The organism is Pseudomonas sp. RU47 (assembly GCF_004011755.1).
Lineage (GTDB): Bacteria > Pseudomonadota > Gammaproteobacteria > Pseudomonadales > Pseudomonadaceae > Aquipseudomonas.
This window is the reverse complement of the sequence record NZ_CP022411.1, coordinates 5,448,690-5,466,705: the sequence shown is the minus strand read 5'-3', so window position 1 is coordinate 5,466,705 and position 18,016 is coordinate 5,448,690. Positions and strand designations below refer to the sequence as shown.

The following is an 18,016-nucleotide window of genomic DNA, read 5'->3' as shown; positions in this document are numbered from 1 at the left end:
AAAGTGCAACTGCGCTGATGGCTTGCGGTTTTTTCAGGTGCGGCATAAATTGTTCGTGCATGTAGATTTACCTCAACGCCTCCGGATCGCCCCCGGAGGCGTTTTCGTTTCAGGCATGGGCTTCCCAGCGCAGGGAGAGAAGGGGCAGAAATCCGCTGCTGAGCATGGAGCGGGCGTCTTCGTAGGCGTCGACCTGCTGGCCTTCGTCGACGACCACGGCCCCGGTTTTTTCGCAGTGGAGGGAGAGGGCGCACCAGGTGCCGTCGGCCCAGCTGAGCACGCTGACAACGCGACCTTGCCTGTCCTGCTGGCTGCGGTAGCGTTCAAGACGCTGCATGACGCGAGACGAGAAACCGATCCGACGCAACACGGAAAAGGGGTGCATCAAAGCGTTGTTTGCAGTCTTGTGGCTCATGCAGCCACCTGATCACGTGCCTCGATGCGGCTGCGCGCCCACGCTTGAACTTCGGAAAGGACCCAGGCGACAGGGGCGCCGCGTGCGTTGCTGTTGCTCAGTTTGACGGGCTGGGGAAAGCCGCAGTCTGTGCGTTGCATCAGTTTGTAGATGGTCGAACGCTTCATCCCCACGATGCCTTCCACTTCGCGCATGCGGATTAGAGTTGAAGCGGCATCAAAAAGTGAGGCGGCGTTGGCGGGAGTCTTGCCAGGAAAGTCGGTGACAGAGGTGTTCATAGGTATTGCTCTCGATTGATTTGGACAACGAGAGCAATGGTCTAGAAATTGGTCGGCGGTGAGCAGTTCACTTCCATTTGAAATGACATTGAAATATCGGTCACACCACAAAATTGCGCTTGAGGATTCCCTCCACGCTTTTGCGGGTTAGCGCTTTTTCTGTTTCCATTGTCACCCACTCAGCGCGCTGTTTGAGTGGTTTGGACACCTCCCGTTCCAGCCAGGCGTGAACCGCCGTGGTCACGTTTCGCCGTGACATTCCGCTAGACACGTAGTGTCGACCTTGCCTAATGATTGCTGTATCCCGTGCGCTTATTTCTTCGTTACGCTCCATTCCGCTGATGATGCCCCCCTTAGTGCGGATAGCGTTCTCGATTGCCCTGTAAGCAATTGGGACCAGCTCGTCACTGATCAAGCAGGGTAGGGATGTTATGGGCTCCAAAAACAGCACGTACTGGTCCAATGCCTCAATACGTTCGTTAGGATCGACCTGTCTTTCCACAACCTGACAATAAAGGTCCCACGGCCAATCCGTCGGAGGCTCGGCAACATGCGACCAAGCCTCTTGTTCGGTGGAGCGCATCCAGTCAGCTAAGGCGCTCAGCGCTTTTACTGCGCAGGCCATGACGTAGGCTGCATATGCCTCGCGTTCCGATGCTGAATGACACTTGCTGTATTGGCGAACCCAATGAGCGAGACGGTTTTTTTTGTCGGTTGAGGCGTACTGAAAAATAGCCTCCTCATGCATCGTTGTTTGGATGCACATGCTGCTCATGTCGCTGATAATGTCGCCGGTCTGGATGCGAGTGCAGCACTGATTGATCAGCTCGCACACGTCAGTGATCTGTTCATTGCAGAACTCGTAGAGTGGCTGCTCTGAGAGATATTGGATCAGTCCAGCGGTTAGCGCCGAGTGCAAGATCGGGTGGGTATCAATCATGCGATTGGCTCTCGACGTGCAACGCGCAGTCCCGCGCCCTGCGGGTTGGAAGCGTAGCCAGCGAGCTTTGCGCCATGGGCAAGTGTGAGGGAGTGTCTGCCCGCAGCAGGCAAGGGGCCTGATGTAGCGTTACACAATCGGCGTGCGTTACATCGAGTGTACGGAATGGCGTGCTGGAGTGTAACGGGATTGAAGGCCAATGAATCCGGGTGTTTGGCCGGCATCGTTACACGAGTAACACTTGTTACACGGATTTTGAAGGTGGTATGGATAAGTGCATTCATACCGCTCTTCCAAATTGTCCCTTGATCACCTTTTCGCTTGCCAACGCATCAAGGTGATCTGCATACCACTGAATCATCTTCACCCGGTGCTCAAGGTATTGAGCCTTGTTGTATACCCCGGATATTCCCTCTTCTTTGTGAGCAAGCTGCGCTTCGACATGCTCTTTCGGCCAGCCGTGTTCCCTGAGCAGAGTGCTGGCGGTGTGACGAGTACCATGACCAACCAAGCGACCTTTGTAACCAACCGTCGCGAAGACTTTGTTGATGGTGTTTTCGCTAATCGTTGGATTCTTAGCGCCCACACCAGGGAACAGCCAGCGACTACGACCTGTGAGGCAATGAAGTTCTTTGAGAGCGGAAAGCGCTTGCTTAGGGAGTGGGCACACAAAGTCTCTTCGCATCTTCATCTTGGCGGCAGGTGTCGTCCATAGCGCTTTATCAAGGTCGAACTCTTTCCATTCAGCTAACCGAACCATGCCCGGTCTAGATGCGGTCCAGATACAGAGCCATGCTGCAGTCCGGGCCGTCAGCCTGCTGGGAGTGTTTTTGAGTGCTTGAAGGAATTCTGCCAACTCAGGCTCAAGCAAATGAGGATGCTGCTGAGTCTTCGGGGCTTGGGCTGCAATATCTCGTAGGCGACTGCCCGGATCGTTTTCCGTGAGGCCCAAACCGATGGCTCGCCCGAATATCTGATTGATCCAAGTGCGACACTTTTCCGCCACGTTGTGTGCGTCCCGGGTTTCGATGGATGCTTGGAGTTCCGCGCAATCGGTACGGGTGATTTCGTCTAGAGGCTTATCGCCCAGTGCCGGGAGTATGTCTTTGTCGAGGTAGGTGCGGATTTTGTTGAGAGTGGAGGGTGCGAGACCCTTTTCCTCTTTTGCCTTCAGCCAGGCATCAGCGGCAGCTCGAAAGGTTCTGGTCTTGGCCGCATCGATAGCAGCTTTCGCGGATCGCTTTTGTTCAAGGGGATCGGCACCGCTACTCACTACTTTGCGTAGATCGGCAGCTTTGTCCCTTGCCAACGCGCCACTAACTTCCGGGTAACCCCCGAGCCCCATCCAAGCCCAATTGCCCGCCGGACGTTTGTAGCGGAGCTGCCAGGATTTACCACCATCAGGTTTAACCCTGAAGTAGAGGCCGTTTCCGTCCAGCTCCCTGTATTCCTTTGATTCCGGCTCCAATCCCGCAAGTGTCGTGTCAGCGAGAGGGCGGCGCTTGATGTCTGCGCGCTTCATCCTTGTATCCCAAAGTTCGGTATTTTTCTCAGGATACAAGCAGGGATACAGGGATACAACGGATAAGGGGAGACAGGGGTAGACAGACAGGCACAAAAAAACCGGCCAAGTGGCCGGTTTCTCTGGTTCTGAGAGGCTGGTAGAGACTCTCAGATACTGCTATGTGGTGCCCCGAGGGAGACTCGAACTCCCACTCCTTTCGAAAACGGATTTTGAATCCGCCGCGTCTACCAATTCCGCCATCAGGGCTCAATGGCGGCGAAGTATAGAGATGAGATTACCGTCGGTCAATCAGGTACATAGAGAATTTTCGATATTTCCGCTAGACTTTCCGGCCCTGCTAGACGAACCCCATCATGCGCGTTGCTGACTTTACTTTCGAGCTCCCTGATTCGCTGATCGCCCGCCACCCTTTGGCCGAGCGTCGCGGTAGTCGCCTGCTGACCCTTGACGGGCCGAGCGGCGCCCTCGCACACCGTCAATTCACTGATTTGCTTGAGCATTTGCGCCCGGGCGATTTGATGGTGTTCAACAATACCCGGGTGATTCCGGCGCGGCTGTTCGGGCAGAAAGCGTCCGGCGGCAAGCTGGAAATCCTCGTTGAGCGGGTGCTCGATACGCATCGCGTGCTGGCCCATGTGCGTTCCAGCAAGTCGCCGAAGCCGGGTTCGAAGATTCTTATCGATGGCGGTGGCGAAGCCGAAATGCTCGCGCGTCACGATGCGTTGTTCGAACTCGGCTTCGCTGAAGAAGTGTTGCCGTTGCTCGATCGCGTCGGGCACATGCCGTTGCCTCCTTATATAGACCGCCCGGACGAAGGCTCGGATCGCGAGCGTTATCAGACCGTGTACGCCGAGAAACTCGGTGCGGTGGCGGCGCCGACCGCTGGGCTGCATTTCGATCAGTCGCTGATGGAAGCGATTGCGGCCAAGGGCGTCGAGACCACGTTCGTCACGCTGCATGTGGGCGCGGGGACGTTCCAGCCGGTGCGCGTCGAGAAGCTTGAAGATCACCACATGCACACCGAGTGGCTGGAAGTCGGCCAGGACGTGGTCGATGCGGTCGCAGCGTGCCGTGCGCGCGGTGGTCGGGTGATTGCGGTCGGTACCACCAGCGTGCGTTCGCTGGAAAGTGCCGCGCGCGATGGCGTGCTCAAGCCGTTCAGTGGCGACACCGATATCTTTATCTTCCCGGGCCGGCCGTTCCATGTGGTCGACGCCCTGGTGACCAATTTCCATTTGCCGGAATCGACGCTGTTGATGCTGGTTTCGGCATTTGCCGGTTATCCCGAGACCATGGCGGCCTACAAGGCTGCCGTCGACAACGGTTACCGCTTTTTCAGCTACGGTGATGCGATGTTCATCACCCGTAATCCCGCACCTACTGCCCCTAAAGAAACCGGCCCAGAGGAAACAGAATGAGTCGCGAATGTCGCATGTCCTTTGAACTTCTGGCCACCGATGGCAAGGCCCGGCGTGGTCGCCTGACCTTCCCGCGTGGCACCGTCGAGACCCCGGCGTTCATGCCGGTGGGCACTTACGGCACGGTCAAGGGCATGTTGCCGCGTGACATCGTTGCCACCGGCGCAGAAATCATTCTCGGCAACACCTTCCACCTGTGGCTGCGTCCTGGTACTCAAGTGATCAAGGAACACGGCGACCTGCACGATTTCATGCAGTGGAAAGGCCCGATCCTCACCGACTCCGGTGGCTTCCAGGTGTTCAGCCTCGGCGCGATGCGCAAAATCAAGGAGGAGGGCGTGACCTTCGCCTCCCCGGTCGACGGCGCCAAAGTGTTCATGGGCCCGGAAGAATCGATGCAGGTGCAGCGCGATCTCGGTTCCGACATCGTGATGATCTTCGACGAATGCACGCCGTACCCGGCTGACGAAGACGTTGCGCGCGTTTCGATGGAATTGTCGCTGCGCTGGGCTCAGCGTTCAAAAAATGCCCACGGTGACAACACCGCAGCGTTGTTCGGCATCGTTCAGGGCGGCATGCACCAGGATCTGCGCATGCGCTCGCTCGAAGGCCTCGACAAGATCGGCTTTGATGGCCTCGCTATCGGCGGTCTGTCGGTGGGCGAGCCGAAGCACGAGATGATCAAAGTTTTGGATTATCTGCCGGGCATGATGCCGGCTGACAAACCTCGTTACCTTATGGGCGTTGGCAAACCGGAAGATCTGGTTGAGGGTGTGCGCCGCGGTGTGGACATGTTCGATTGCGTGATGCCAACCCGTAATGCCCGCAATGGGCATCTGTTCATTGATACCGGCGTGCTGAAGATCCGTAACGCGTTCCATCGCCATGATGAATCGCCGCTGGATCCGACCTGCGATTGCTATACCTGCCAGAACTTCTCCCGCGCTTATCTGCATCACCTGGACAAGTGCGGCGAAATGCTGGGAAGCATGCTCAATACCATCCATAACTTGCGCCATTATCAGGTGCTGATGGCTGGTTTGCGCGAGGCTATTCAACAGGGTACATTGGCCGCCTTTGTCGATGCCTTCTACGCCAAACGCGGGCTCCCCGTTCCGCCTTTGGACTGAGTTTTCTGACCCCAAGATTCAACATTTGCAACTGGAGTGCTAAATGAGCTTTTTTATCTCTAACGCCATGGCTGACGCGGCTGCACCGGCTGCTGCCGGCCCAATGGGCGGCGGTTTCGAGTGGATTTTCCTGGTCGGCTTCCTGGTCATCTTCTACCTGATGATCTGGCGTCCACAGGCCAAGCGCGCCAAAGAGCAGAAGAACCTGCTGAGCAGCCTGCAGAAGGGCGACGAAGTGGTTACCACCGGCGGTATCGCTGGCAAGATCACCAAAGTGGCCGATGACTTCGTGGTTCTGGAAGTTTCCGACACCGTGGAAATGAAGTTCCAGAAGGGCGCCATCGCCGCCACGCTGCCAAAAGGCACGCTGAAAGCGATCTAAGGTTCCAACTTCTACTCAATCGACGGGGCGCGCAAGGCGCCCCGCGTTCATAACGGGCGGCGTGATGCTGAACAAATATCCTCTGTGGAAATACATTCTGATCCTGGCGGTGCTGGCGATCGGTCTGATTTATTCCGCTCCGAATCTATACCCCGATGACCCGGCCATTCAGGTCAGCGGTGCAAGCACTGCGCTGCAAGTCAATCAGGCTGATCTGGATCGTGTGAGCACTGCGCTCAAGGAGTCCGGGATCAACGTCAAGGCAGCCACGCTGGCCGCCAACGGCAAGGGCGGTCTGATCCGTCTGAGCAAGGCTGAAGACCAGCTGCCGGCCAAAGACGTTGTGCGCAAGGCGTTGGGTGATGACTACGTCGTCGCGCTGAACCTGGCACAGACCACCCCGCAATGGCTGCGCAATCTGGGCGCGCATCCTATGAAGCTGGGTCTGGACTTGTCCGGTGGTGTGCACTTCCTGCTGGAAGTGGACATGGACAAAGCCCTCGATGCACGCCTGAAAGTCTACGAAGGCGACGTCAAGAGCCTGCTGCGTAAAGAGAAGCTGCGCTATCGCAGTCTGCCGCAACTGGGCGGTGCCATTCAGTTGGGCTTCAGTGATGAAGATTCCCGCGAACAGGCCCGTGCACTGATCCGCAAGAACTTCAACGATTTCGACATTGTTCCGGCCGACCTCAATGGTCAACCGGTGCTGCGTCTGGCGATGACCCCGGCCAAGCTGGCGGAAATCCGTGAATACTCCATCAAGCAGAACTTGACCACGGTACGTAACCGCGTCAACGAGCTGGGTGTTGCCGAACCGATCGTTCAGCGTCAGGGCGCCAACCGCATCGTGGTTGAGCTGCCGGGCGTGCAGGACACTGCCGAAGCCAAGCGTATTCTCGGCAAGACGGCCAACCTTGAGTTCCGTCTGGCTGCTGAGCCGGGCGCTTCGAAAGCCACCTCCGAAACCTTCGAGTTCCGTGAAGGCAATCGTCCGCCAGCACAGATCGAGCGTGGCCTGATCATCACCGGTGACCAGGTTACCGATGCCAAGGCCGGTTTCGGCGAGCACGGCACGCCTGAAGTGAACATCCGTCTGGATGGTCACGGTGGCGAGTTGATGAGCCGCGCAACCCGTTCGAACGTTGGTCGCAGCATGGCGGTGATCTTCATCGAACAGCGTCCGGTTACCACTTACACCAAGCAAGTGGTTGATGGCGTCGAGAAAGACGTTGCGGTGCAAACGTTCAAAGAAGAGAAGAAGATCATCAGCCTGGCGACCATTCAGTCGCCGCTGGGTGCTCAGTTCCGCATCACTGGCCTGAACGGTCAGGGCGAGTCGTCCGAACTGGCGCTGCTGCTGCGTGCCGGTGGTCTGGCTGCACCGATGTACTTCGCTGAAGAGCGCACCATCGGCCCGAGCCTGGGTGCTGACAACATCACCAAAGGTATCGATGCGTCGCTGTGGGGCATGCTGTTCGTGTCGCTGTTCATCATCGCCATCTACCGCTTCTTCGGCATCATCGCCACCGTTGCTTTGGCGGTGAACATGGTGCTGCTGCTGGCCCTGATGTCGCTGCTGGGTGCAACGCTGACTTTGCCGGGTATCGCCGGTATCGTATTGACCATGGGTATGGCGGTCGACGCCAACGTGCTGATCTTCTCGCGGATTCGTGAAGAGATCGCCGCCGGTATGACCGTGCAGCGTGCAATCAACGAAGGCTTCGGCCGGGCATTCACCGCGATTCTCGATGCCAACCTGACTACGTTGTTGGTCGGCGGGATTCTCTTTGCCATGGGCACCGGCCCGGTCAAAGGTTTCGCAGTGACCATGTCCCTCGGGATCTTTACCTCGATGTTCACGGCCATCATGGTGACCCGCGCAATGGTCAACCTGATCTTCGGCGGACGTGACTTCAAGAAGTTGTGGATTTAAGGGGCTGCCATGTTACGTACAATCAACTTCATGGGCGTTCGCAACTTCGCGTTCGGCGTCACAGTGTTTCTCACGTTGCTGGCTATGTTCAGTGTCGTGACCAAGGGTATGAACTGGGGCCTGGACTTCACCGGCGGTACGCTCATCGAGCTGACCTACGAGCGTCCGGCCGACGTTACCAAGGTGCGTGAGCAACTGGCGACGTCGGGTTACCACGAAGCAATCGTGCAGAGCTTCGGTGCGACTACCGATCTGCTGGTGCGCATGCCGGGTGAAGACCCGCAACTGGGCCATCAGGTGGCGGAAGCGCTGCTGAAGGTCGGCGGCGACAACCCGGCGACGGTCAAGCGTGTCGAGTTCGTCGGCCCGCAGGTCGGTGAAGAACTGCGCGACCAGGGCGGCCTCGGCATGCTGCTGGCGCTCGGCGGTATCCTGATCTACCTGGCTTTCCGCTTTCAGTGGAAGTTCGCGGTCGGTGCCATCGTTTCGCTGATTCACGACGTGATCGTGACCATCGGCATCCTGTCGTACTTCCAGATCACTTTCGATCTGACCGTGCTGGCGGCGGTGCTGGCAATCATCGGTTACTCGCTGAACGACACCATCGTGGTATTCGACCGGGTTCGTGAGAACTTCCGTGTCCTGCGCAAGGCAACACTGATCGAGAACATCAACATCTCGACCACGCAGACCCTGCTGCGCACCATGGCGACGTCGATCTCGACTTTGCTGGCGATCGCTGCGCTGCTGTTCTTCGGCGGTGACAACCTGTTCGGCTTCTCGATCGCGCTGTTTATCGGTGTTCTGGCGGGTACTTACTCGTCGATCTACATCGCTAACGTGGTGCTGATCTGGCTGAACCTGACTACCGAGGATCTGATTCCTCCGGCCAACACCGAGAAGGAAGTCGACGACCGTCCATAACGGCCATCGTTTTCCCGGCTGTCAGCCCAAGAAAGGCGCGAGTTGAACTCGCGCCTTTTTTTATGCTCCAAGGCTGGGAGAAGCGCGGGCGCGTCCCGCATGTGATGGTCAGGAGGTTCATGTGAACAAGTCGTTGCTGGTTGGTGCGGTATTGGGTGCTGTCGGTGTGACTGCCGGGGGTGCTGTTGCCACCTACAGCCTGGTTAAAAGCGGCCCTGAGTATGCGCAAGTATTGGCCGTTGAACCGGTTAAAACACAGATCAAGACTCCACGTGAAGTGTGCAAGGACGTGACAGTGACTCGTCAGGCACCGGTAAAAGATCAACACCAGATTGCCGGTACCGTCGTCGGTGCATTGGCAGGTGGTTTGCTGGGTAATCAGATTGGCGGCGGCACCGGCAAGAAGATTGCCACGGTAGCCGGTGCGGTCGGTGGTGGTTATGCGGGTAACAAGGTGCAGGAAGGCATGCAAGAGCGTGACACCTACACCACCACGCAAACCCGCTGCAACACGGTCAATGACATCAGCGACAAGGTCGTCGGTTACGACGTGCGTTACTCGCTCGATGGCAAGGAAGGCAAGGTGCGGATGGATCGCGATCCGGGCAACCAGATTCCGGTCGACAAGGAAGGCAAGCTGATTCTGTCGCAGAATGAGCCGGCTCAGTAATTACCGGCTGTTTTACAAAGAAGCACCCTGCGGGGTGCTTTTTTGTGTCCGCCATTTAAGCCACGCAACAAATCCCCTGTAGGAGTGAGCCTGCTCGCGATAGCTATTTATCATTCGATGCAGGTGGTGGCTGATACACCGCTATCGCGAGCAGGCTCACTCCTACATTGGTCTCGTGGTGTGGCGGGTGACAAATTCCAGACATAAAAAAAAGCACCCCGAAGGGTGCTTTTCTCGTTTCGCCGGAAGCTTAGCGCTTCAGCGAAGCCGGCAGGTGCGGCTGGATCGCCGTCAGAACTGCTTTGAAGCATTTGGTGTTGCCGGCAACGATGTGGCCTTTTTCAAGGAAATCGTGGCCGCCGGTGAAGTCGCTCACCAGGCCGCCAGCTTCTTGAATCAGCAGGGCGCCCGCAGCCATGTCCCACTCGGACAGGCCCGATTCCCAGAACGCATCGAAACGACCGGCAGCCACATAAGCCAGGTCCAGGCTGGCGGAACCGGCGCGGCGGATACCGGCAGTCTGGCCAACCAGGGCGCGGAACATGCCCAGGTAGTTGTCGAGATTGTCCATCTGGTCATCACGGAACGGGAAGCCGGTACCCAGCAGGGCGCCGTCAAGGCTGGTGCGACCGCTGACGCGCAGACGACGACCGTTCAGTTGAGCGCCGCGACCACGGCTGGCGGTGAATTCTTCCTGGCGAACCGGGTCCAGAACCACTGCGTGTTCCAGGCGGCCACGGTACTTACAGGCAATGCTGACAGCGAAGTGAGGAATGCCGCGCAGGAAGTTGGTGGTGCCGTCCAGTGGATCGATGATCCACAGGTACTCTTCGCCTTCGATGCCGGTGCCAGCGTGCAGGCCGGTTTCTTCACCCTGGATCGAGTGATTCGGGTAGGCCTTGCGCAGAGCATCGATGATTTTCTGTTCGGCGGCGCGATCGACCTCGGATACATAATCCTTGGCGTCTTTTTCGTCGACCTTGATGGTATCCAGGCGCTCGATGGAGCGGAAGATCAGTTCACTGGCGCTGCGGGCGGCGCGCAGCGCGATATTCAGCATGGGCTGCATGGATGTGTCACCTAAGGTTGTTAAAGAAAGCCGCGCATTCTATCAGAACTTTTCTTCAGGTGAAGGACGCTGTTCGCTTTCATAGCTTAACGGTAGGCTGTTCTGTAAGATTTGCACCCCTTTCCTGTGTCCGAGAGCGCCTCCCTTGCTGCAGAACATTCGTGTCGTCCTGGTCAATACCAGCCACCCCGGCAACATCGGCGGGGCCGCGCGCGCCATGAAAAACATGGGTCTGTCGCGATTGGTGCTGGTCGAACCGCGAGTCTTCCCGCACCACGAAGCCGATGCTCGTGCTTCCGGTGCCGGTGACATCCTTGAAAATGCGCAAGTCGTCGCCACGTTGGAAGACGCCTTGGTCGGCTGCAATCTGGTGCTTGGCACCAGCGCCCGTGACCGTCGAATCCCCTGGCCGCTGCTGGATCCGCGCGAGTGCGGCACCAAAGTGGTTGAAGAAGCCGGGCAGGGCGCCGAAATCGCTCTGGTATTCGGTCGTGAGGATTCCGGTCTGACCAACGAAGAGCTGCAGCGATGTCACTTTCACGTGCACATCCCCTCCGACCCTGAGTTCAGTTCGCTGAACCTGGGCGCGGCGGTGCAGGTGTTGAGCTACGAAGTGCGCATGGCCTGGCTGGCTGCACAAGGTCAGCCGAGCAAGATCGAGAAAGAGGAAGTGGCCTCGGTGAAAAGCGCCGAGCTGGCGACCATGGATGAGCTGGAGCGCTTTTATGAGCATCTGGAGCAGACGCTGGTCGCCATCGAATTCCTCGATCCGGAAAAACCACGGCACTTGATGGCGCGCCTGCGCCGGTTGTACGGACGCAGCTCGGTCAGCCGGGCGGAAATGAATATTTTGCGTGGCATCCTCACGGAAACCCAGAAAGCGGCCCGTGGTGAGCTTCTTAAGCGGAAGGACTAAATGATGTTTGAGCGTTTGCGTGAAGATATCCAGAGCGTGTTCCATCGAGACCCGGCGGCGCGTAACGCTTTTGAAGTCCTGACTTGCTACCCCGGTATGCATGCGATCTGGATTCATCGATTGGCCGGCATGCTCTGGCGCAACGAGCTGAAATGGCTGGCGCGGCTGGTGTCGAACTTCGGCCGCTGGTTGACCGGGATCGAGATTCATCCGGGCGCCAAGGTCGGTCGACGTTTCTTTATCGACCACGGCATGGGCATTGTCATCGGTGAGACTGCCGAGATTGGCGATGACGTGACCATCTATCAGGGCGTGACTCTGGGTGGTACCAGCTGGAACAAAGGCAAACGTCACCCGACGTTGGGCGATGGTGTGGTCGTGGGCGCGGGCGCCAAGGTGCTCGGTCCGTTCACGGTCGGCGCGGGTGCCAAAGTCGGCTCCAATGCTGTGGTGACCAAAGAAGTGCCGCCTGGCGCCACTGTTGTCGGTATTCCTGGACGAATCATCGTCAAGTCTGACGAAGAGCAGGACGCCAAGCGCAAGGCCATGGCCGAGAAAATCGGTTTTGATGCCTATGGCGTCAGCGAAGACATGCCCGACCCGGTGGCGCGCGCCATTGGTCAGTTGCTCGATCACCTGCAAGCGGTGGATGGGCGTCTGGAGGGGATGTGCGGTGCGCTGAAGGATCTGGGCAGCAATTACTGTGCGAAAGATCTGCCTGAGCTGCGTGAAGAAGACTTCGCCTGCGTCAAAGGCAAAGACGAATCCAAAGCCAGCTAAACCGCAGCGCTGCCTTCGCGAGCAGGCTCGCTCTCACATTGGAATGCATATCCCTTGTGGGAGCGAGCCTGCTCGCGAAGAACGATAACGCGGTACCGCTGGCTGCATGCCGCCAGCCTTTGCTATGATGCGCGCGCTCTTTTGCGGGTAAACCTGACTAAAGTACTAGGTCTTAAAGTTGACTTAAATACTCGGGAATTGCATACTCGCCCCATTCTGAACTCCGTGGTAACTGTCCATGCGACTGACTACAAAAGGCCGATACGCCGTGACCGCCATGCTTGACCTGGCGTTGCACGCGCAGCACGGGCCCGTGTCCCTGGCCGATATCTCCGAGCGCCAAGGCATCTCCCTGTCCTACCTCGAACAGCTGTTCGCCAAGCTGCGCCGCAGCAACCTGGTTTCCAGTGTTCGCGGCCCGGGTGGTGGCTACCAGTTGTCCCGCGACATGCAGGGCATCCAGGTCGCTCAGGTGATCGATGCGGTAAACGAATCGGTTGATGCCACCAAATGCCAGGGCCAGGGCGATTGCCATTCCGGCGACACGTGCCTGACCCACCATCTGTGGTGCGACTTGAGCCTGCAGATTCACGAATTTCTAAGTGGTATCAGCTTGGCTGATCTTGTGACTCGCCGTGAGGTGCAAGAAGTAGCCCAGCGTCAGGACAAGCGCCGTTGCAACAGCAAGGCGCCACGCCTGGACAAGATTGAAGCGTCCGCCGTCGAATGACAGCCAGAGAGCTAGCGGCACGCCAGCCCTGATTTAGGAGATAGTCCATGAAATTGCCGATTTACCTTGATTACTCTGCGACCACCCCGGTTGATCCGCGTGTTGCGCAAAAGATGAGTGAATGCCTGCTGGTCGACGGAAACTTCGGTAACCCGGCGTCCCGTTCCCACGTGTTCGGCTGGAAAGCTGAAGAGTCCGTCGAAAACGCCCGTCGTCAGGTGGCCGATCTGGTCAACGCCGATCCGCGCGAAATCGTCTGGACCTCCGGTGCCACCGAGTCCGACAACCTGGCAATCAAGGGTGCGGCGCATTTCTACGGCTCCAAGGGCAAGCACCTGATCACCTCCAAGATCGAGCACAAGGCTGTCCTCGACACCATGCGCCAACTGGAGCGTGAAGGTTTCGAGGTCACCTACCTCGAGCCGACCGAAGACGGTCTCATCACTCCGGCCATGATTGAAGCTGCACTGCGCGAAGACACCATCCTGGTCTCCGTGATGCACGTGAACAACGAAATCGGCACCGTCAACGACATCGCCGCTATTGGCGAAATGCTCCGCGCCAAGGGCATTCTGTTCCACGTCGACGCCGCTCAGTCCACTGGCAAGGTCGACATCGATCTGCAGAAGCTGAAAGTCGACATGATGTCGTTCTCCGCTCACAAAACCTATGGCCCTAAAGGCATCGGCGCGCTGTACGTCAGCCGCAAGCCGCGTGTGCGCATCGAAGCGACCATGCACGGCGGCGGTCACGAGCGTGGCATGCGTTCCGGCACCTTGGCGACCCACCAGATCGTCGGTATGGGTGAAGCGTTCCGTGTGGCCAAAGAAGACATGGCTGCTGAAAACGTCCGTATCAAAGCCTTGAGCGACCGTTTCTACAAGCAGGTCGAGCACCTGGAAGAGCTGTACGTCAACGGCAGCCTGACCGCCCGCGTTCCGCACAACCTGAACCTGAGCTTCAACTACGTTGAAGGCGAGTCGCTGATCATGGCGCTCAAGGATCTGGCGGTATCGTCCGGTTCGGCGTGCACCTCGGCGTCGCTGGAGCCTTCGTACGTACTGCGCGCCCTGGGCCGCAACGACGAACTGGCACACAGCTCGATCCGCTTCACCTTCGGCCGTTTCACCACCGAAGAAGAAATCGACTACGCCGCGCAGAAAGTCTGCGAGGCCGTTACCAAGCTGCGCGCTCTGTCGCCGCTGTGGGACATGTACAAAGACGGCGTCGATATCTCGAAAATCGAGTGGGCGGCACACTAAATATAGAAGCCGCCAGATACAGATCCTGTAGCGACGCGGCGGTTTACGCAGCGCAGTTGCAGGGTCTCAAGAGCGGCCCTGATGAGTGAGGATTGAGAATCATGGCTTACAGCGAAAAGGTCATCGACCACTACGAAAACCCGCGCAACGTCGGCAAGATGAACGCGGAAGATCCTGATGTCGGCACCGGCATGGTCGGCGCTCCGGCGTGCGGCGACGTGATGCGTCTGCAAATCAAGGTCAACGACGCTGGCATCATCGAAGATGCCAAGTTCAAGACCTACGGCTGCGGTTCGGCTATCGCTTCCAGCTCCCTCGCCACCGAGTGGATGAAGGGCAAGACCCTGGACGAAGCAGAAACCATCAAGAACACTCAGCTGGCCGAAGAACTGGCCCTGCCGCCAGTGAAGATTCACTGCTCGGTACTGGCTGAAGACGCTATCAAAGCGGCTGTTCGCGATTACAAGCAGAAGAAAGGCTTGATCTGACTTTCTGGATTTGGCGACGAGTAAGGAGTCACCGATGGCTATCAGCATGACAGAAGCGGCTGCTCGACACGTGCGGCGCTCCCTCGACGGGCGCGGCAAAGGTGAAGGGATTCGTCTGGGTGTTCGCACCACAGGCTGTTCCGGCCTTGCCTACGTGCTGGAGTTTGTCGACGAGGTGGTTGCAGAGGATCAGGTGTTCGAGAGTCACGGCGAAAAAGTGATCATCGACCCGAAAAGCCTCGCCTATCTGGACGGCACCGAGCTCGATTTCGTCAAGGAAGGGTTGAACGAAGGCTTCAAGTTCAACAACCCCAACGTACGCGGTGAATGTGGCTGCGGCGAAAGCTTCAACATCTGAGGCTTGTCGTGGGTATTCCTTGTCATTTCGCTTTATTCGAGCTGCAACCGGGTTTCCGTCTGGATCTCGAGCAGTTGGCCACGCGCTATCGTGAGTTGGCGCGCGGCGTTCATCCTGACCGCTTTGCCGACGCTTCCGAGCGGGAGCAGCGGTCGGCACTCGAGCAGTCTGCGCGGCTCAACGACGCCTATCAGACGCTCAAGAGTCCGGCCCAGCGCGCACGCTACCTGCTGACCATCAGCGGGCATGAAGTGCCGATGGAAGTCACGGTCCATGATCCCGAGTTTCTTCTGCAGCAGATGCAATGGCGCGAAGAGCTCGAAGACCTCCAGGACAGTGCCGACCTCGACGGTGTTGCGGTGTTCAAGCGGCGCTTGAAAGTAGCTCAGGAAGAACTCAATGAAAGCTTCGCAGCCTGTTGGGATGATGCAGCGCAACGCGAGCAGGCCGAACGCCTGATGCGGCGCATGCAGTTCCTCGACAAGCTCACCTACGAAGTGCGCCAGTTAGAAGAGCGCCTCGACGATTAACCCAGTGCCGCTCCGGTCGCACGCCTGATATACAGATAAGTCCTGATCACGATGGCCCTACTGCAGATCGCCGAACCCGGCCAAAGTCCTCAACCGCACCAGCGTCGTCTGGCTGTGGGGATTGACTTGGGCACTACCAATTCGCTGGTCGCTGCGTTGCGCAGTGGTCTTTCCGAGCCGTTGGCCGACGCAAACGGGCAGGTCATCCTGCCGTCCGCTGTGCGTTACCACGCCGATCGCGTCGAAGTCGGCGAGTCGGCCAAGCTGGCTGCCGCTTCCGATCCGTTGAACACCGTGCTGTCGGTCAAGCGCTTGATGGGTCGTGGTTTGTCCGACGTCAAGCAATTGGGCGAGCAACTGCCGTACCGCTTTGTCGGTGGCGAGTCGCACATGCCGTTCATCGACACCGTGCAAGGCCCGAAAAGCCCGGTCGAAGTCTCCGCCGATATCCTCAAGGTTTTGCGTCAGCGCGCTGAAGCGACCTTGGGTGGCGAACTGGTGGGCGCGGTGATCACCGTTCCTGCTTACTTCGATGATGCTCAGCGCCAAGCCACCAAGGACGCGGCGAAACTCGCCGGTCTGAACGTGCTGCGTCTGCTCAATGAGCCGACTGCGGCCGCTGTGGCGTACGGTCTGGATCAACACGCTGAAGGCCTGGTCGCTATTTATGACCTGGGCGGCGGCACCTTCGATATTTCGATTCTGCGTCTGACTGGCGGTGTTTTTGAAGTGCTGGCCACTGGCGGCGACAGTGCGCTGGGCGGCGATGACTTCGATCATGCCATTGCCGGCTGGATCATCGAGAGCGCGGGCCTGTCCGCCGATCTCGATCCGGGCGCACAACGCAATCTGCTGCAAACCGCTTGCGCGGCCAAGGAAGCCCTGACCGATGCGGCCAGCGTTGAAGTGGTCTATGGCGACTGGAAAGCGCCGCTGACGCGCGAAGCCTTCGATGCGTTGATCGAGCCAATGGTCGCGCGCAGCCTGAAAGCCTGCCGTCGCGCCGTTCGCGATTCCGGTATTGAGCTGGAAGACGTGCACGCCGTGGTCATGGTTGGCGGTTCGACTCGCGTGCCGCGTGTTCGCGAAGCTGTTGCTGAAGCCTTCGGTCGTCAGCCTCTGACTGAAATCGACCCGGATCAAGTGGTGGCCATCGGTGCTGCGATCCAGGCGGATACGCTGGCTGGCAACAAGCGCGATGGCGGCGAACTGCTGCTGCTCGACGTGATTCCGCTGTCCCTGGGGCTGGAAACCATGGGCGGTCTGATGGAGAAGGTGATTCCACGCAACACCACCATCCCCGTCGCGCGCGCACAGGATTTCACTACGTATAAAGACGGCCAGTCGGCCATGGCGATCCACGTCCTGCAGGGTGAGCGCGAGCTGATCAGCGACTGCCGCTCGCTGGCGCGCTTCGAATTGCGTGGTATTCCGGCAATGGTGGCCGGTGCGGCGAAGATTCGCGTGACCTTCCAGGTCGATGCCGACGGTCTGCTCAGCGTTTCTGCCCGTGAACTGGGTTCAGGCGTTGAGGCAAGCATTCAGGTCAAACCGTCCTACGGTCTGACCGACGGCGAAATCGCCAAGATGCTGAAAGATTCGTTCCAGCACGCCAATGACGACAAGGTCGCCCGTGTTCTGCGTGAGCAGCAAGTCGATGCCCAGCGCCTGATTGAAGCGGTGCAGGGCGCTCTTGAGGTTGATGGCGAGCGTTTGCTCGACGCCGAAGAGCGCATGGTCATCGATCTGCAGCTGCAGGAACTGGCCGAACTGATGAAAGGCACTGATGGCTACGCCATCGAGCAACAGACCAAGCGTCTGTCGCAAGTGACCGATGCTTTTGCTGCCCGCCGCATGGATCTGACGGTGAAAGCCGCTCTGTCGGGGCGCAATCTGAATGAAATCGAGGATATCTGATGCCGCAGGTCATTTTTCTGCCCCACGAGAAGTTCTGCCCTGAAGGCATGGTTGTAGAGGCTGCGCCCGGCACATCGATTCTCGAACTGGCCCACGAACACCACATCGAGATGGAAAGCGCCTGCGGCGGCGTCTGCGCTTGCACTACCTGCCACTGCATCATCCGTGAGGGTTTCGACTCGATGGAAGAGGCCGACGAGCTGGAAGAAGATTTCCTCGATCGTGCCTGGGGTCTGGAAGCGCAATCGCGTCTGGCCTGTCAGGCTATCGTTGGTGAAGAAGACATCACCGTCGAGATTCCGAAATATTCGCTTAACCATGCGGCCGAAGCGCCGCACTGACTGGTAAGAC

Annotated in this window: 20 protein-coding genes and 1 tRNA gene; 15 read left to right on the top strand and 6 right to left on the bottom strand. The window is 58.3% G+C overall.

Annotated elements, in window-relative coordinates; translation table 11 throughout:
• Positions 1-109: 109 nt before the first annotated feature.
• The 5 genes from CCX46_RS24825 to CCX46_RS24805 all read right to left on the bottom strand — a co-directional run bounded on the left by CCX46_RS24825 (position 110) and on the right by CCX46_RS24805 (position 3,404).
• On the bottom strand, positions 110-415 hold the full coding sequence (locus tag CCX46_RS24825; protein ID WP_127929666.1) for a hypothetical protein: 306 nt from the start codon (positions 413-415) through the stop codon (positions 110-112).
• The gene (locus tag CCX46_RS24820; protein ID WP_122601760.1) at positions 412-693 is read right to left on the bottom strand and encodes a helix-turn-helix transcriptional regulator; all 282 of its coding nucleotides are present in this window, start codon (positions 691-693) and stop codon (positions 412-414) included. Before CCX46_RS24820 ends, CCX46_RS24825 begins: the two co-directional genes overlap by 4 nt.
• 100 nt (positions 694-793) lie before the next feature.
• A complete protein-coding gene (locus CCX46_RS30960) occupies positions 794-1,633 on the bottom strand; it encodes a hypothetical protein (RefSeq protein WP_238704357.1) in 840 nt (279 codons plus the stop codon).
• A 280-nt stretch (positions 1,634-1,913) separates the two neighbouring features.
• Entirely contained in the window at positions 1,914-3,155 is a 1,242-nt protein-coding gene (locus tag CCX46_RS24810; RefSeq protein ID WP_127929665.1) for a tyrosine-type recombinase/integrase, read from the bottom strand.
• 164 nt (positions 3,156-3,319) lie between these two features.
• Positions 3,320-3,404: transfer RNA gene (locus CCX46_RS24805), tRNA-Leu, on the bottom strand.
• Positions 3,405-3,511: 107 nt separating this feature from the next.
• Between CCX46_RS24805 and queA the strand changes: the two genes are divergently transcribed.
• From queA to CCX46_RS24775, 6 genes are all read left to right on the top strand, one after another.
• Positions 3,512-4,576 carry a tRNA preQ1(34) S-adenosylmethionine ribosyltransferase-isomerase QueA gene (gene queA, locus CCX46_RS24800; RefSeq protein WP_007916915.1) on the top strand — a complete coding sequence of 355 codons (1,065 nt, stop codon included), beginning with the start codon at positions 3,512-3,514 and terminating at the stop codon, positions 4,574-4,576.
• 14 nt (positions 4,577-4,590) lie between these two features.
• The gene (tgt, locus tag CCX46_RS24795; RefSeq protein ID WP_162130185.1) at positions 4,591-5,706 is read left to right on the top strand and encodes a tRNA guanosine(34) transglycosylase Tgt; all 1,116 of its coding nucleotides are present in this window, start codon (positions 4,591-4,593) and stop codon (positions 5,704-5,706) included.
• Positions 5,707-5,749: 43 nt separating this feature from the next.
• The gene (gene yajC / locus CCX46_RS24790) at positions 5,750-6,088 is read left to right on the top strand and encodes a preprotein translocase subunit YajC (protein ID WP_007916913.1); all 339 of its coding nucleotides are present in this window, start codon (positions 5,750-5,752) and stop codon (positions 6,086-6,088) included.
• Positions 6,089-6,152: 64 nt separating this feature from the next.
• The gene (secD, locus tag CCX46_RS24785; RefSeq protein ID WP_007916911.1) at positions 6,153-8,021 is read left to right on the top strand and encodes a protein translocase subunit SecD; all 1,869 of its coding nucleotides are present in this window, start codon (positions 6,153-6,155) and stop codon (positions 8,019-8,021) included.
• Positions 8,022-8,030: 9 nt separating this feature from the next.
• Positions 8,031-8,945 carry a protein translocase subunit SecF gene (gene secF, locus CCX46_RS24780; RefSeq protein WP_095123431.1) on the top strand — a complete coding sequence of 305 codons (915 nt, stop codon included), beginning with the start codon at positions 8,031-8,033 and terminating at the stop codon, positions 8,943-8,945.
• Between the two features lie 121 nt (positions 8,946-9,066).
• On the top strand, positions 9,067-9,615 hold the full coding sequence (locus CCX46_RS24775; protein WP_007916907.1) for a glycine zipper 2TM domain-containing protein: 549 nt from the start codon (positions 9,067-9,069) through the stop codon (positions 9,613-9,615).
• Positions 9,616-9,865: 250 nt separating this feature from the next.
• Here the strand turns inward: CCX46_RS24775 and suhB are convergent, their stop codons facing one another.
• Positions 9,866-10,684, bottom strand: a complete 819-nt coding sequence (suhB, locus tag CCX46_RS24770; RefSeq protein WP_016773320.1) for a type III secretion system regulator SuhB — start codon at positions 10,682-10,684, stop codon at positions 9,866-9,868.
• Between the two features lie 145 nt (positions 10,685-10,829).
• Here suhB and trmJ point away from each other — a divergent pair, with 145 nt between their 5' ends.
• The 9 genes from trmJ to fdx all read left to right on the top strand — a co-directional run bounded on the left by trmJ (position 10,830) and on the right by fdx (position 18,006).
• Complete coding sequence (gene trmJ / locus CCX46_RS24765; protein ID WP_007916903.1) at positions 10,830-11,600, top strand: tRNA (cytosine(32)/uridine(32)-2'-O)-methyltransferase TrmJ; 771 nt, start codon at positions 10,830-10,832, stop codon at positions 11,598-11,600.
• Between the two features lie 3 nt (positions 11,601-11,603).
• Complete coding sequence (gene cysE / locus CCX46_RS24760) at positions 11,604-12,380, top strand: serine O-acetyltransferase (RefSeq protein WP_007916901.1); 777 nt, start codon at positions 11,604-11,606, stop codon at positions 12,378-12,380.
• Between the two features lie 238 nt (positions 12,381-12,618).
• Positions 12,619-13,110: a Fe-S cluster assembly transcriptional regulator IscR gene (gene iscR, locus CCX46_RS24755; RefSeq protein ID WP_127929664.1), complete on the top strand. Its 492-nt coding sequence runs from the start codon at positions 12,619-12,621 to the stop codon at positions 13,108-13,110.
• Between the two features lie 47 nt (positions 13,111-13,157).
• Positions 13,158-14,372, top strand: a complete 1,215-nt coding sequence (locus tag CCX46_RS24750) for an IscS subfamily cysteine desulfurase (RefSeq protein ID WP_064118924.1) — start codon at positions 13,158-13,160, stop codon at positions 14,370-14,372.
• 101 nt (positions 14,373-14,473) lie between these two features.
• Positions 14,474-14,860: a Fe-S cluster assembly scaffold IscU gene (gene iscU / locus CCX46_RS24745; protein ID WP_007916892.1), complete on the top strand. Its 387-nt coding sequence runs from the start codon at positions 14,474-14,476 to the stop codon at positions 14,858-14,860.
• A gap of 34 nt (positions 14,861-14,894) precedes the next feature.
• A complete protein-coding gene (iscA, locus tag CCX46_RS24740) occupies positions 14,895-15,218 on the top strand; it encodes an iron-sulfur cluster assembly protein IscA (protein ID WP_003227904.1) in 324 nt (107 codons plus the stop codon).
• Between the two features lie 8 nt (positions 15,219-15,226).
• Positions 15,227-15,748, top strand: a complete 522-nt coding sequence (hscB, locus tag CCX46_RS24735; protein ID WP_007916889.1) for a co-chaperone HscB — start codon at positions 15,227-15,229, stop codon at positions 15,746-15,748.
• Positions 15,749-15,799: 51 nt separating this feature from the next.
• Positions 15,800-17,665, top strand: coding sequence for a Fe-S protein assembly chaperone HscA (hscA, locus tag CCX46_RS24730; RefSeq protein WP_127929663.1), 1,866 nt, complete (start codon positions 15,800-15,802; stop codon positions 17,663-17,665).
• Entirely contained in the window at positions 17,665-18,006 is a 342-nt protein-coding gene (fdx, locus tag CCX46_RS24725) for an ISC system 2Fe-2S type ferredoxin (protein WP_007916885.1), read from the top strand. Before hscA ends, fdx begins: the two co-directional genes overlap by 1 nt.
• Positions 18,007-18,016 lie beyond the last annotated feature (10 nt).